This window comes from Coriobacteriia bacterium, assembly GCA_013336165.1.
Classification (GTDB): Bacteria; Actinomycetota; Coriobacteriia; order Anaerosomatales; family JAAXUF01; genus JAAXUF01.
Genome location: JAAXUF010000002.1, coordinates 140,497 through 153,824 on the forward strand (window position 1 = coordinate 140,497; position 13,328 = coordinate 153,824).

Sequence of the window (13,328 nt, forward strand, 5' to 3'; positions counted from 1 at the left end):
CACCGCTCGATCCGGAGGTACCGAATGGCTGAAGACACCAGCAGCAGTACGGCCACAGAGAGCCTCTGCCCCCGCTGCTTGGCACGAATCCCCGCCGAGCGACAGCGCGAAGGCGACGAAGTCCTCCTCGTGAAGAGGTGCCCCGAGCACGGTGAGTTCCGGACCACAATCTGGAGGGGTGAGCCCTCACTGTCCGGCTGGTCGCGCCCCAAGAAGCCGGTCAGCGTCGGCGCCTATCAGGGTGCAGAAACGCGGGGCTGCCCCTTCGACTGCGGTATCTGCGCCAACCACCGGCAGCAGTCCTGCACTGTCCTGCTCGAGGTGACCGGCCGCTGCAATCTGTCCTGCCCGTTCTGTTTCGCCGACGCCGGTTCCCGGGCTGCGGATGACCCGTCGCTGGAAGTCATCGCAGACCGGTTCCGGATAGCGTTCGATCAAAGCGGCCCACACAACATCGTCCAGCTCTCCGGCGGCGAGCCCACCGTCCGCGATGACCTGCCCGCCATCATCGCCCTCGGCCGTGATGTGGGATTCCCCCATATTCAGCTGAATACCAATGGCGTGCGCCTGGCCGCCGATCCCGCCTACGCAGAGAAGCTGAAACGCGCCGGGCTCTTCTCTGTCTTCCTGCAGTTCGATGGAACCGATGACCGCATTCACCGGTCAATCCGCGGACGTTCCTTGCTGGCCGAGAAGCTGCAGGCCATCGCACACTGTACGACTGCCGGCCTCGGAGTAGTCCTGGTCCCGACACTGGTCAGCGGGGTCAACACCGATAACGTCGGCGACATTCTCAGGCTGGCGCTGGATCTCGCACCCGGAGTGCGGGGAGTGCATTTTCAGCCTGCCAGCTACTTCGGGCGCCATCCCGGGCCTCCGGAAAACGCGGAGCGCTTCACCCTGCCCGATCTCATGCGGGCCATCGAGACGCAGACCGGTGGCCTCATGAAGGCGGAGCACTTCCGCCCCCCCGGGTGCGAGCATCCGCTCTGCTCGTTCCACGGCAACTTCCTGCGCTTACCGGACGGCCAGCTCCGGCCGTTGACACAACATGCGCCCGACTGTGAGCCGGATGAAGGCACGGGTCGCGCAGTGGCCTTTGTTACGCAACAATGGTCCGCGCCGAGTCCTTCCTCATGTTGCTGCGCGACAAACAGCCTCGATGCCTTCCTGGAGGACCACCGCGCCAACACCTTCGCCGTATCGGCTATGGCTTTTCAGGATGCCTGGAATCTGGATCTGGAGCGGGTCCAGGAGTGCTGCATCCACGTTCTGGCTCCTGGTGGCACGATGATCCCGTTCTGCCTCTACAACCTGACTTCGGACGAGGGCAGGCGGCTCTATCGGACAAGCCGATGCTGACTCCCCTCGAGCCCTGGATCGCGGCCAAGATCGGCCTGCCACCCACCACGCCGCTGGCGACTGCGCTTCTGCACGACTACCAACTGAGTCGGTTGCAGGCGACGATTGACTACGTGTGCGATCGCAGCCCCTTCTATCGTCAGCACCTAGCAGGGGTTCGAGGCAGCGACCTCCACACGCTGGATGACATCGCCATGCTCCCCTTCACCACTCCAGAAGATATCCTGGAGGACGATCTTCGCTTCCTGTGTGTGTCTCAGGGCGAAATCGAACGGATCGTGACCCTGCGCACCTCCGGGACGACGAACGCTGCCAAGCGCCTGCACTTCACTGCCCAGGATCTGCAGCTGACGGTCGACTTCTTCCGGCATGGTATGTCCCCTCTGGTCAACCCCCACGAACGCGTACTGATCCTGATGCCGGGCGATGCGCCCGGAAGCGTCGGCGACCTGCTGGCGCAGGGGCTGGCGAGAATGGGTGCCGAGGGGATCGTCCACGGCATCGTCCAGGACGAACAGGCCGCCATCTCCGAGATAGTCTCACGCCGGATCGACTGTCTGGTCGGCCTCCCCGTGCAGGTCCTCGGCCTCGCTCGGCATGCGGCAGCGGCGAGTGTCCCGGCAGGCAGAATCAAGAGCGTCCTCTTGAGCGCCGACTATGTGCCTGCCGCCATCGTCCGGGAGATCGAGCGAACCTGGAATGTCCCGGTCTTTAACCACTACGGCATGACCGAGATGGGCTTGGGCGGAGCGGTCGACTGCAGCCAAAGATGCGGCTGCCACCTTCGGGAAGCGGACCTCTACGTGGAAATCGTCGATCCCGGGACCAGCAGACCTGTACCCGACGGGGAGCCTGGCGAAGTGGTCTTCACGACGCTCACCCGAACCGGCATGCCGCTTGTCCGGTATCGCACCGGCGATCTCTCCCGGTTCATCCCGGAACCCTGCCCTTGCGGGACGGTACTCAGGCGTCTGGCGTGGGTCAGGGGACGCTCATCCGGAAGGATCCGCCTGAATGGGAACGATCTCCTCAGCATGGCCGACTTGGATGATGCCCTCTTCCCACTGCGCGGCCTGCTCAGTTTCCAAGCCGTGTTGACAACCGAGGACAACAAGGACGTCTTGCAGGTGAGTCTCTTCACCCGCACCGATGACACGGAAGGCCTCCGCCGTTCGGCCGAGCAGGCACTGTGCGCTGTACCGGCCGTGCAGAGAGCGATCGGTGGAAGCGGACTCAAGATCGGGCCGGTCATCATGTCTGACGAGATCTGGCAAAGCAGCGGCAGCATCAAGCGCACGATCCACGATCAGAGAGGGAACGCACCATGCTGACGATTCAGATGCTGAAGGCCATCAGCGATTTGCTCGGCGACGGAGAGGATCTCGTCTTTGCCACGGTGCTCAGCAAGTCAGGGTCGGCGCCCAGCTCATCGGCGGCCCAGATGGTGCTTCGCTCCGACGGACGTTCAGTTGGCACCGTGGGCGGCGGGAAGCTGGAAGCCGGGGCACAGCAGGCGGCCGCGCGGGTATTTGAGGCCCGCGCGGCAGAGGAGCTGTTCTTCGACCTTACCAGCGCGAATGCCAACGGCGCTGAGATGATCTGCGGCGGCCGGGTCAGACTGCTGTTGGACTACATCGAGGCATCATCGGCTAACGTTGAGACGTTTCGCTCACTGCGGGACGCCGTGCAGGTGGGCAAGCGGTGCTATCTGGTCGCCTCTCTTGGCAAAGCCGACGGTGAGAAGAAGCAGACGGTACACTGCGCGGCTTGTGAGGACGGCTGCGTCGCCGGCGAGTTCGCGTTTCCCCGGTTGTGGCTGGACACACTGATGGAGCAGGCTCGCTACTCGGTCTATCCGGTCGCCCAGACGATCGCGGACGAGCAATTCGTGGTCGAGCGCTGTTTTATCCCGAGCACGGTCTTCATCGTCGGGGCGGGTCACGTCGGACAGCACGTAGCACTGGTCGCCGAGATCGCCGGCTTCCGGACGGTTGTGCTCGACGATCGGAGCGAATACGCCAACCGGGAAAGGTTCCCCGATGCCGATGAGATCAAGCTGCTCCGCTCGTTCGAGCACAGCTTCACCGGAATCGAACTCGAAACCGACAGCTACGTGGTGATCGTCACTCGAGGTCACCTGCACGACAAGATGGTGCTGTCGCAGGCCCTGCGGACCGGAGCAGGCTACATCGGCATGATCGGAAGTAGGACAAAGCGGGACAAGATCTACTCGGCGTTGCAGGATGAGGGCTTCTCGGCCGAGGAGCTCGCGAGGGTTCACAGCCCGATCGGTCTCGACATCGCAGCGGTGACTCCCGGCGAGATCGCCGTCAGTATCGTGGCCGAGCTGGTCCAAGCTCGCGCGAGGAACGCCCGGTGACGCCGATGGGATCCATCGCGGCCATCATCCTTGCAGCCGGGTACTCGTCCCGGATGGGGGCGTTCAAACCGCTGCTGCCGTTTGGTGAGACGACTGTCTTGGAGCAGGCCGTTGCCGTGTTCCGGAAGGCCGGCGTTCAGGATGTGCGCGTTGTCGTGGGCTACCGTTCGGAGGATCTATTGCCGGTGCTGGCGGGCATGAAGGTCCGCTCGGTCATGAACCCGTGCTATCAAGAGGGTATGTTCTCCTCGGTGCTCGCAGGTGTCGAGAGCATGGGCGCGGAATGCGAAGCATTCTTCCTGATGCCGGTGGATTTCCCGCTGGTGCGGCCGGAGACGATTGAGCTTCTGGCTCACGCACGCCGAGATACGTCGATCGGCATATTCTATCCGGCCTTCCTTGGTGAGCGGGGGCACCCTCCGCTGATATCGAACTCGTACCGAGAGCGGCTTCTCTCTTGGCGTGGCATGGGGGGCCTGAAAGCCTTCTTGGAACAGTATGAAGGCGACTCGATGACCGTTGAGAGCGGAGACGAGGGTATCCTGCTGGACATGGATACTCTGGAGGACTACGAACGGCTGCGCGCCTCCCTGCGCGTCGACTCAACTCCCTCCCGCCAAGTGTGCGAACAACTGCTGTGCGGGAGATTCGCCGCTGACAGCCCCGTGGTCGAGCACTGCAGGGCGGTGGCACGACTAGCCCTTGTGCTGGCGGAACGGCTGAACGAATGTGGCTGCCGGCTGGACACGGCCGTGGTCGAGGCAGGCGCGCTGCTCCACGACCTCGCTAGAGACGAGCCTGATCACGCTGCGGCTGGAGCCGCCGCTCTGACGCGAATGGGACATCGCGCGGTCGCCGATGTCGTCGCCACTCACATGGATATCCAGCTCGACCCCGGAGATGCCATCAACGCCGCCGAACTTGTATTCCTCGCCGACAAGCTCACTCGAGGAACCCGGTACGTCCCCTTGGAAGTTCGCTTCCGAGACCAGCTTGAGCGTCACGCTCACGAAGACGATGTGCTGGCGAAGATCACATGTCGGCTTGAAAGCGCCCGCATGATTGCGAAGGGCGTCGAGTCGCGGCTGGGCCGCAGGATTGAAGACGTGTGGACAGAGGCGACGCCATGAGTCACTCGGAGGAGAAGCCCTGCCTCACAATCTACCTCATGCGCCACGGCGATTCGCGCCCGGACTCAGTTCGCCGCTTCATTGGGCAGACCGATCACGCACTCAACGACAGAGGACGCGCGCAGGCAGAGGCGTGGGGCGTGAAGCTATCCGGTACCGCGCTTCATGACATCCTGTGCAGCGATCTGAAGCGCTCGATCGAGACGGCGCAAATCATCGGCGAGCAGACCGGCACGCCGCTCACCGTCCTGCCCGAACTGCGAGAGATAGGGCTCGGTAGTTGGGACGGGATGCCCATCGATGAAGTGCGACGACGCTTCCCGCAAGAGTACGCCCTTCGGGGAGCGGACATCGAGCACTACCGCCCCCCCTCGGGGGAAAGCTTCGCCGATCTCTCCGGGCGCATGTTGCCGGCCTTCGAAAGCGCGGTCCGGCGGTCGCAAGGAGATCTCCTGATTGTCGGCCACGCCGGGGTGAACCGGGTCATCCTCTGCCGTGTTCTGGGGATGCCGCCAGCAGACCTCTTCCGCTTGGAACAGGAGTACGGATGCCTGAATGTCCTGAAGTTCGCCGAAGGCGGCTGGGTCGTGTGCAAGATGAATCTGACACTCGGGGCATCGCAGATCAGACCCCGAAGTTAGCCAAGAACACCAACGCTTTCGTCGACATCTATCCGCAGGCAGTCCATGATCGTACCCTCCGGATACTCCCGTCCGTCTCCCGGCAAGACGAGAAGACAGTTCGCCTTGTGCATCGCCGTCATCAATGCCGAGGACTGGCTGCCCGTCAGCACGACGCTGAAGACGACGCAGTCGTCGCGCCCAGTGATCGGCTCGAGCCGAGCTCGCAGGTACTGTCGGCGTCCCGGCTTCTTCGAGATGCCCTCCGCGAGCACCGCACGTACGACGGGCCTGTCGATCGCCGAGATTCCTTGCATGAGACGCAGCATCGGGCGCGCGAACATCTCGAAGCCCATATAAGCTGATGTCGGGTTGCCCGGGAGTCCGAAGTACGGCACCCCGTTGATGACGCCATACGTCTGCGCTCCGCCCGGGCGCATGTTCACTTTGTGGAATGTCACCGAGCCGATCTCGGCGAGTACGCGCGGCGCGAAGTCGAAATCGCCCACGGAGACGCCACCTGAGCTGACCACGACATCGGCATCCGCCGCAGCCGCAAGGAACGCCGAGCGCACAGTCGCCTCATCATCGCGCACGATCCCGTGCACCACAGGAATCCCGCCAGCGGCGAGTACCAGCGCGGCGAGCGAAAGCGAGTTGGAGTCGCGGATCTTGCCCGGTCCGGGTCTCTCGTCGGTGTCGACGAGCTCGTCGCCCGTGGGCAGGATTGCCACGCGCGGGCGGCGATGGACCGACACGACCACGTTGCCGGTGGAGGCGAGCAGTCCGACTGCGGCCGGGCTGATGACCTCTCCCGCGGACAGGATCACCTGGCCCTCTCGGACTTCCTCGCCCCGAAAACGAACGTGGTCGCCGCGTGTGGCCGGGCGCTTGATCGCCACCGTCCCACCGGCCCCACCACCGGCCTCGAGCCCCTCGGTATCCTCGATCTTGACGATCGCATCGGCGCCTTCCGGCACCGGTGCGCCGGTCATGATACGCGACGCCGTACCCGGCTGGAGAACATGCGTCGGAACGCTGCCCGCAGCGATGTGGTCGAGCACGCGAAGCACCACAGGCGTGTCTTCGCTCGCACCGCCCGTGTCCTCGGAACGAACGGCATAGCCATCCATGGCGGTGTTGTCGAACGGAGCGACATCGATGTCGCTCAAGGCATCCTCGGCAAGCACCCGGCCGAGCGCCTCGAGCAGACTCACCCGCTCAGTCGGCAAAGTCGAAACGCCGGAGAGCACCATGGCTCGGGCTTCCTCAACACTGATCATCGCTGTTCTCCCTTTGGATTCGTTGCTCTTGCAAGACCTGTGGCGCACCGGCAAGACCGCTAGTGCCCGCTCCCGGCCATCATCTGCACAGCATGCTCGACCTGATCGGCGAATGCCGAGAAGGTCTCGCGAGCAGCCTTCTCGGAGCCCGGCAGGTTCACGACGAGCGTGGTTCCGCGCACGGCCGCGCGTCCACGCGACAGCATAGCGCGTCCGGTGATCCTGAGGCTCTCTGCGCGGATCGCCTCGGCAATACCCTGAGCCTCGCGCGGGCACACGGCGAGCGTCGCCTCGGGGGTAACGTCGCGCGGACTCAGGCCGGTTCCGCCCGTGGTCAGCACTAAGTCGACGTCGACGACGTCCGCCATCTCGACGATCGCGGCCTTGATGGCTTCGGCGTCATCGAAGACACAGACGACCGGCAGCACTTCCCAGCCGCGTTCGGCGGACAGCGCCGCCAGCGCTGGTCCGGAGGTATCGACAGCCTCGCCGCGCGTGCAACGGTCCGAGCACGTGATGACTCCAACGCGCACGGCGCTCATGATTCCACCCCTGCCTTGCGCAGCGTCGCATCGATCTTCGAGCAGGCGCTGCAGGCCTCGGCGCTGCACGTCGGCTCGGCGTCGCAGGCCCCCCGATCGGCCAGCGCGGCTTCGGTCTGTTCGCGTGTGGGGATCTCGCGGCCGAGCTCCTCGGCGGTGGGGATCGGGTAGTCCGACGGTGTGCGGTCGCAGGTGCCATCGCCCAGCTCAAGTACCTCTATCGGGTCGCCGACCCTGATGGTGCCGGCCTGGCGGATCGCGGCAAAGATGCCCTCGCGCGGCATGACGCAGTCGCCGGCCTGATAGTAGATCGCGCAGTGAGTGTGGCACACCTTGCCGATCTGGCTCACTTCAAGCAGCACATCGTCTCCGATGCGGATCTTCGTGCCGACCGGCAGCAGGAGCAGGTCGATGCCCGTCGTGGTGATGTTCTCGGCGAAGTCACCGGGACCGACGTCGAGGCCGGCGGCGACCATTTTGTCGATCGACTCCATCGCCAGCAGCGACACCTGGCGATGCCAGTCACCGGCGTGCGCGTCGCCGACAAGACCGCGGTCGAATTCGAGCTCGCATATCCCGGACTCGATGGGCTTCTTGCGCATAGTCTTGCGTGGCGAGATGTTGATGGTCAGGATGGCGCCGGTCATTCCGTTGCTCATTGGGGCTACTCCGTTTCGCGGATCCAGTGGCCGGACTTGCCGCCGACCTTCTCGAGAAGTTGCACGTCGCTGATCGTCATCCAGCGATCGACCGCCTTGCACATGTCATACATCGTGAGCGCCGCAACCGAGGCGGCGGTGAGCGCCTCCATCTCGACGCCTGTCTTGCCGTCCGTCTCGGCGACGGCAGTGATGGCCACGCCGGGAACGGGCTCGGCAACGGGTTCGAGCTCGACCGCGACACGCGTGAGCGCGAGCGGGTGGCAGAGCGGGATGAGTTCGCTGGTGCGCTTGGCGCCTTGGATGCCGGCGATGCGCGCGACGGCGAGGACGTCGCCCTTCTTGGCGCGCCCCTCGGTGATCATGGCAAGCGTCTCCGGCAGCATCGAGATGAACGCTGTAGCGGTGGCCGAGCGATGCGTGACCACCTTGTCGGCGACATCGACCATGTGTGCGTGGCCGGCGTCGTCGAGGTGCGTGAGGCGCGGAGCAGCGGACATATTCTGCGATTCAGTCACGGGTCATCCTCCGATCTGCGACATGCGGCGCACGGTGCCGCGCTGCTGGTGATGGCCTTCAGGCTTGCGCATAAGCGCCTCGCGAACGAGCGCTCGCACGTCCTCGGCGGTTCCGGTGCGCAGGACCGTACGCGCATCAAGTTCCTCGTCGGAGAACAGGCACATGCGCAGGCGCCCGTCGGCAGTGAGGCGCAGGCGGTTGCATGCGGCGCAGAAGTGGTGCGACAGTGGCGAAATTACGCCGATGCGACCCAGCGCACCCGGGAACGTGTAGTACGCCGCCGGGCCCCAACCGGATGGTCCTGCGTCGCGAGCAAGCGGCGTCAGTTCGCCGAGACCCGCGGCCAACCCCTCGGCGGCAAGGCGCGCGACGAGCTCGTCACTTGGGACGCTGTCCTCCTCGGTCCATCCTGCACCGGCGTCCGCGCCGCACGGGCCTTCGCCTTCCTCGCGATCGCCCACGGGCATGTACTCGATGAAGCGCACGTGGATCGGCTTCTCCATCGTCAGCTTCGCGAAGCCGAGCAGATCCTGCTTGAGCCTGCGCACCACAACGACGTTGAGTTTCACCGGATCCATCCCGGCTTCAAACGCCGAATCAACGCCGGCCATCACGTCGGTGAGTTCTCCTCCTCGGCTGATCCCCCGAAAGACATCGGCGTCGAGCGAGTCGAGCGAGATGTTGACCCGCGTGAGTCCGGCGGCCACGAGGTCCTTCGCGTAGCGGGGCAGTAGGATCCCGTTCGTGGTGATCCCAATCGCCTCGATGCCCGGGATCGCGCCAAGCCGACGAACATGCTCGACCAGACCAGTGCGCACGAGCGGCTCCCCACCCGTCAGACGGATCTTGCTGATGCCTTCGGCGGCCGCGGCCTCCACAAAGCGTTCGATCTCCTCGAACGAGAGAATCTCATCGTGCGGCAGCGCCGCCACGCCCTTCTCGGGCATGCAATAGACACATCTGAGATTGCATCGGTCTGTGACCGAAATGCGCAGATAGTCAATGTGCCGTCCGTACGAATCAGGCACCTTTGGGACCTCCGTGTTCTTTGTCGTCCGCCGCACTCGCGACAGGCTCTTCAGTGAGTGAACCAGCAAGCAGTGTGCCCTCGATCAGGTCGACGACTCCCTGTACATCATCGAGCGCGAACACGGGTACGTCGCCCACGTCATGCGCACCGTCGGTCACAAGTGCAAAGAGGTCCTCCGGCACGCACGTAACGCTATCCGAATGCGCGGTGCGCACGATTTCAATCTGCGCAGCAGCGGGGTTCCTGATGCTCTCGGTGAGGAGAATGTCGATAGCGCCATCGGCGACTCGGATCATCTCCTCCAGTGTCCGTTCGCGATCGACCTTGCGCACGACGCCGAGCTTGCCCTCGGAACTGATCATCGACACGACGGCACCGGCCTGCGCGTGGCGCCACGAGTCCTTACCCGGAATGTCGATCTCGAAGTCGGGAAGGTGGTGGTGTTTGGCCGTGCCCACGCGCCATCCGTGCTCGGCGAGCTCGCGAATCACGCCTTCGAGAAACGTCGTCTTGCCCGAACCGGAGACCCCGATGAAACAGACCACCGGCACGGAGAACATCGTGTGCTTTTCACTCATGGAGAGCTACTCCCTTCCTGGGGGCTTCGGCCGGTCCGAACACCCGGCAAACCAGCCTTCGGAGGCTTCCGGAAAGGCGTCGAATCTCGGAATATACGGCTTGATGTCGAGTAGTGGAGTCCCATCGAGCACGTCGATCATGCCAACTTCAAGCAGAGTACCCTTGCGCGCGAGCAGCGTCACGACTGTGAGCCCTATGTTGTTCGGCCGAGACGGGAACCGGGTCGCGAACAATCCCTTCGGCTCGTCAGTAAGAAACGGCAAACAGCGAAGGCGTGGCGGTACCGCACGGTCGAACTCGTAAAGCAGGAACAGGTGACTGAATCCGTCTATGCCGTCCAGCGCCTCCACGTATTCGGGGAACACCTCAACCGTCCCGGCATATTCGGGATGGAAGGCTCCCTGGATAGGGGCTTCCTCCTTGCACGAAAACGGCGTATGGATGATCCCAATCGGGCTGGTCACGATAGACTCCCTCGTGCTGGCAGTACGCACTCCCCCGGCGTCTCGGCACTGCGAAAGATGTCAGGCGGCAACTCCGTAGCGTGCAGCAGGCGGCCGATCTCCGGGGTGCACGGATTGTTGATGATCTCCTGAGGAGTGCCAACCTGAACCGTGCCGGTACCCGAGTAGACGACCAGCGTGTGTGCGAGAGTGCACGCCTCGTAGAGGTCGTGCGTGACCAGGATGACCGGGACGCCAAGATCTCTCTGGATCGTTCGCAGCAGCTTGCGTATCTCAAGCCGAATCGGCAGATCGAGCGCCGAGAGCGGCTCGTCGAAGAGCAGCATGCGCGGACGCGGGGCGAGTGCGCGTGCGAGTGCGGCGCGCTGCTTCTGTCCACCGGAGAGCTGGCCCGGGCGCTTGTCGGCGAGTTCGGAGATGTAGAGGCTCGCGAGGAGCTCTGCGACACGTTCGTCGCGCTCGGCGCCGCGCACGCCCTTGAGCGCGTACTCGATGTTGCCTCGGACGGTCATGTGAGGGAACAGATCGCCGTGCTGCGAAACGTAGCCCATGCGTCGTTTTTGCGGAGGTACGAAGATGCCGGCTCGCGTGTCGACGAGCGTCTCGCCGCCAACAACGACACGCCCTTCATCGGGCCGCATCGTGCCGGCGATCATCGAAAGCGTAAGCGACTTACCCGCGCCCGAGTAGCCGAACAGCACGACGAAGCCGGCCTCAATCTCCCATTCAACGTCCAAGTCGAATCCCGGGAACTGCCTGCGCAACTCGACGCTAATGGTCGTCACTTCGTCACCACCCGCGTGAGCCTGTTGGCAACCAGAAGGAATCCGGCCGAGACCCCAGTGAACAGCAGCACAAGCGTAGTCGCCGTCTCCCAACTACCGCCGATGACGGCGTTGTAGATCTCGAGCGCCATCGTGTTTGTGCGCCCGGGGATATTCCCGGCGACCATGATGGTCGCTCCAAACTCGCCGAGTCCGCGTGCGAACGCCAGTGCGAGGCCGGCGATGATGCCGCGCGAAGCGAGCGGCAGCACGACATAGACCGCAGTCTCCAGTTCGGAGCGGCCCAAGATACGCGATGCGTCCGAGTGTGCCCGATCCACCGCCGAGATTGCCGAACGTGCCGTGGTAATGCCGAGCGGCAGCGCGACGGCGAACGAAGCCAACACCGCAGCCTGCCACGTGAACGTGAGCCCCACCGCCGTGCCCGTCAGCGCCTTGGTGACCTTGCCGAGCACTCCCGCCCTGCCGATAAGCAGCAGGAGGTAGTAACCCGTCACCACCGGTGGCAGCACCATCGGCAGCATGAGGAACGTCTCAAGGAACCCCTTGCCGCGGAACTCCTTGGTCGCAAGCTGGTAGGCCAGTGGAATCCCGATGGCCGCGACCCCGAGGGTTGCCAGAAGCGCGACCTGAAACGACAGGCGCATCGGGAACACTATGTCGGCTGCGACGTCCACGGGCCTCCTTCAACATACGGACTTGAGCGCCACGGCCCACCCCACACGAGGCGGGCCGTAGCGTAGCGCTTCTCTACTTGGACAACTGCTTGAACCCTGCGTCCACCAACGCCTGCTGAAACTCTGCCGAGTTCAGGTACTTGACGTACGCGGCGGCCTCGGCGGCATGCGTACTCGCCTTGATGGGAGCTGCGAAGTACTTGATCGGCTTGATCTGGTTCGAGGGTACAGTGTATGCGACCTCAAGATCGGTACGCGCCTTCGCATCGCTGGCATAACCGATACCAGCATCAACTTCACCGCGCGCCACGTAGTCGTCCGTCTGAGCGGCGTTCTGCGCAAATACGAACTTCGGCTTCAGCGAATCCCACAAGCCGAGACCGGTCAACCACTCCTGGGCCTTGACGCCGTGTGGCGCAACCGCGGGATCCCCAGTGGTAAGACGGGTCGCCTTCGCCAGGTCGGCTGCTCCGTGGATGCCCTTCGGGTTTCCCTTCGGAACCATGATCACCAAGTCATTCCCGGCAAACGCCACGGTACTCTCGACAGAGATCAGGTTCCCCTTCACGAGGGCGTCGATTTGCGTACTGGCTGCCGAGAGAAACACGTCGGTCGGCGAGCCGCCTTCGATCTGCTTCTGGAGTACACCAGAAGCGCCGAAGTTAAGAACCAGTTTCACGTTGTTGGCCTTCTCATAAGCCGGCGCCGTCTTTTCGATCAGCGCTTGGAGCGAGGAAGCAGCAGATATGCTGAGCTCGACGGGCGGAGTGCTGTTCGCCGTGGAACTGCCGGATGTCGCGGACTTCGTACCGCATCCGGCCAGAAGAACAAGAGCAAACACGACTGTAGCAGCAAGCAACGCACGCACTGCACGCGCAATGAGCACAGAACCTGCTTTGGCAGAATCGTTCATCAGATAAGACCCTTTCGATCTTCCCCCAGCTTTCAGAGGAAACGGCACCTTCGTCTCAAATTAATCGATTGGCGTACCGGCAATCGCTGGCAGCGTGCACGGCCGACTAGTATGCCGATCGACTCACTGCATGCGCAAAGCACGCCGAGAGGGGCATAGCCGATACGCGGTTGAGGGTTTCGCTCGCGAACCGCGACTAAGGCGACGGTATGTGCGAGCGTGCAGAAGGCGGGAAGCCGCCTTTGACCTGACGCATGTGAGGCTCCTTTCCGTAGCGGGAGGTCGAGGCGTTTCCACCTTGGCCCTTTGCCCTTGCGGGCTGGCCTGCCACCCGTGGACGCATTGCGTCGTTAGGGAGACAGACTCGGAGACGCCGTATTTGGCG

14 protein-coding genes, 1 pseudogene and 1 riboswitch are annotated in these 13,328 nt (G+C 63.7%); of the genes and pseudogenes, 5 read left to right on the forward strand and 10 right to left on the reverse strand.

Annotated features, from left to right (window positions below; all coding sequences use genetic code 11):
- Nucleotides 1-24 precede the first annotated feature (24 nt).
- The 5 genes from HGA39_02320 to HGA39_02340 are packed head-to-tail and all read left to right on the forward strand — an operon-like array spanning nucleotide 25 to nucleotide 5,513.
- Complete coding sequence (locus tag HGA39_02320; protein NTW28185.1) at nucleotides 25-1,362, forward strand: radical SAM protein; 1,338 nt, start codon at nucleotides 25-27, stop codon at nucleotides 1,360-1,362.
- Complete coding sequence (locus tag HGA39_02325) at nucleotides 1,356-2,693, forward strand: phenylacetate--CoA ligase family protein (GenBank protein ID NTW28186.1); 1,338 nt, start codon at nucleotides 1,356-1,358, stop codon at nucleotides 2,691-2,693. The genes HGA39_02320 and HGA39_02325 overlap by 7 nt, the downstream gene beginning before the upstream one ends.
- On the forward strand, nucleotides 2,687-3,742 hold the full coding sequence (locus tag HGA39_02330) for an XdhC family protein (protein NTW28187.1): 1,056 nt from the start codon (nucleotides 2,687-2,689) through the stop codon (nucleotides 3,740-3,742). The genes HGA39_02325 and HGA39_02330 overlap by 7 nt, the downstream gene beginning before the upstream one ends.
- A 5-nt stretch (nucleotides 3,743-3,747) precedes the next feature.
- On the forward strand, nucleotides 3,748-4,872 hold the full coding sequence (locus tag HGA39_02335) for an NTP transferase domain-containing protein (GenBank protein ID NTW28188.1): 1,125 nt from the start codon (nucleotides 3,748-3,750) through the stop codon (nucleotides 4,870-4,872).
- On the forward strand, nucleotides 4,869-5,513 hold the full coding sequence (locus tag HGA39_02340; protein ID NTW28189.1) for a histidine phosphatase family protein: 645 nt from the start codon (nucleotides 4,869-4,871) through the stop codon (nucleotides 5,511-5,513). Before HGA39_02335 ends, HGA39_02340 begins: the two co-directional genes overlap by 4 nt.
- Here the strand turns inward: HGA39_02340 and HGA39_02345 are convergent.
- The 10 genes and pseudogenes from HGA39_02345 to modA all read right to left on the reverse strand — a co-directional run bounded on the left by HGA39_02345 (nucleotide 5,510) and on the right by modA (nucleotide 12,943).
- On the reverse strand, nucleotides 5,510-6,775 hold the full coding sequence (locus HGA39_02345; GenBank protein NTW28190.1) for a molybdopterin molybdotransferase MoeA: 1,266 nt from the start codon (nucleotides 6,773-6,775) through the stop codon (nucleotides 5,510-5,512). The two genes, HGA39_02340 and HGA39_02345, sit on opposite strands and share 4 nt — an antisense overlap.
- 59 nt (nucleotides 6,776-6,834) lie before the next feature.
- Nucleotides 6,835-7,317 (reverse strand): MogA/MoaB family molybdenum cofactor biosynthesis protein, encoded by a 483-nt coding sequence (locus HGA39_02350; GenBank protein ID NTW28191.1) that lies wholly within the window; start codon nucleotides 7,315-7,317, stop codon nucleotides 6,835-6,837.
- A gap of 209 nt (nucleotides 7,318-7,526) precedes the next feature.
- Nucleotides 7,527-7,964, reverse strand: a pseudogene (locus tag HGA39_02355) (MOSC domain-containing protein).
- 17 nt (nucleotides 7,965-7,981) lie between these two features.
- Entirely contained in the window at nucleotides 7,982-8,476 is a 495-nt protein-coding gene (gene moaC / locus HGA39_02360; GenBank protein NTW28192.1) for a cyclic pyranopterin monophosphate synthase MoaC, read from the reverse strand.
- Nucleotides 8,477-8,497: 21 nt separating this feature from the next.
- A complete protein-coding gene (gene moaA, locus HGA39_02365) occupies nucleotides 8,498-9,523 on the reverse strand; it encodes a GTP 3',8-cyclase MoaA (protein ID NTW28193.1) in 1,026 nt (341 codons plus the stop codon).
- The gene (gene mobB / locus HGA39_02370; GenBank protein NTW28194.1) at nucleotides 9,516-10,103 is read right to left on the reverse strand and encodes a molybdopterin-guanine dinucleotide biosynthesis protein B; all 588 of its coding nucleotides are present in this window, start codon (nucleotides 10,101-10,103) and stop codon (nucleotides 9,516-9,518) included. Before mobB ends, moaA begins: the two co-directional genes overlap by 8 nt.
- A gap of 6 nt (nucleotides 10,104-10,109) precedes the next feature.
- Nucleotides 10,110-10,571 (reverse strand): tRNA (N6-threonylcarbamoyladenosine(37)-N6)-methyltransferase TrmO, encoded by a 462-nt coding sequence (gene tsaA, locus HGA39_02375; GenBank protein NTW28195.1) that lies wholly within the window; start codon nucleotides 10,569-10,571, stop codon nucleotides 10,110-10,112.
- Entirely contained in the window at nucleotides 10,565-11,344 is a 780-nt protein-coding gene (locus HGA39_02380; GenBank protein NTW28196.1) for an ATP-binding cassette domain-containing protein, read from the reverse strand. Before HGA39_02380 ends, tsaA begins: the two co-directional genes overlap by 7 nt.
- Nucleotides 11,345-11,349: 5 nt before the next feature.
- Nucleotides 11,350-12,000 carry a molybdate ABC transporter permease subunit gene (modB, locus tag HGA39_02385; protein ID NTW28197.1) on the reverse strand — a complete coding sequence of 217 codons (651 nt, stop codon included), beginning with the start codon at nucleotides 11,998-12,000 and terminating at the stop codon, nucleotides 11,350-11,352.
- A 103-nt stretch (nucleotides 12,001-12,103) separates the two neighbouring features.
- Entirely contained in the window at nucleotides 12,104-12,943 is an 840-nt protein-coding gene (gene modA, locus HGA39_02390; protein NTW28198.1) for a molybdate ABC transporter substrate-binding protein, read from the reverse strand.
- A gap of 247 nt (nucleotides 12,944-13,190) precedes the next feature.
- Nucleotides 13,191-13,323, reverse strand: a riboswitch (molybdenum cofactor riboswitch).
- Between the last annotated feature and the right edge of the window lie 5 nt (nucleotides 13,324-13,328).

Excerpts from the sequence above, each read along its gene's own strand:
- HGA39_02345 (NTW28190.1), bottom strand. The coding sequence starts at position 6,775 with ATGATCAGTGTTGAGGAAGCCCGAGCCATGGTGCTCTCCGGCGTTTCG.
- HGA39_02320 (NTW28185.1), top strand. The coding sequence starts at position 25 with ATGGCTGAAGACACCAGCAGCAGTACGGCCACAGAGAGCCTCTGCCCC.
- HGA39_02330 (NTW28187.1), top strand. The coding sequence starts at position 2,687 with ATGCTGACGATTCAGATGCTGAAGGCCATCAGCGATTTGCTCGGCGAC.
- moaC (NTW28192.1), bottom strand. The coding sequence starts at position 8,476 with ATGTCCGCTGCTCCGCGCCTCACGCACCTCGACGACGCCGGCCACGCA.
- HGA39_02335 (NTW28188.1), top strand. The coding sequence starts at position 3,748 with ATGGGATCCATCGCGGCCATCATCCTTGCAGCCGGGTACTCGTCCCGG.
- modB (NTW28197.1), bottom strand. The coding sequence starts at position 12,000 with ATGCGCCTGTCGTTTCAGGTCGCGCTTCTGGCAACCCTCGGGGTCGCG.
- HGA39_02350 (NTW28191.1), bottom strand. The coding sequence starts at position 7,317 with ATGAGCGCCGTGCGCGTTGGAGTCATCACGTGCTCGGACCGTTGCACG.
- modA (NTW28198.1), bottom strand. The coding sequence starts at position 12,943 with ATGAACGATTCTGCCAAAGCAGGTTCTGTGCTCATTGCGCGTGCAGTG.
- HGA39_02340 (NTW28189.1), top strand. The coding sequence starts at position 4,869 with ATGAGTCACTCGGAGGAGAAGCCCTGCCTCACAATCTACCTCATGCGC.
- HGA39_02325 (NTW28186.1), top strand. The coding sequence starts at position 1,356 with ATGCTGACTCCCCTCGAGCCCTGGATCGCGGCCAAGATCGGCCTGCCA.
- mobB (NTW28194.1), bottom strand. The coding sequence starts at position 10,103 with ATGAGTGAAAAGCACACGATGTTCTCCGTGCCGGTGGTCTGTTTCATC.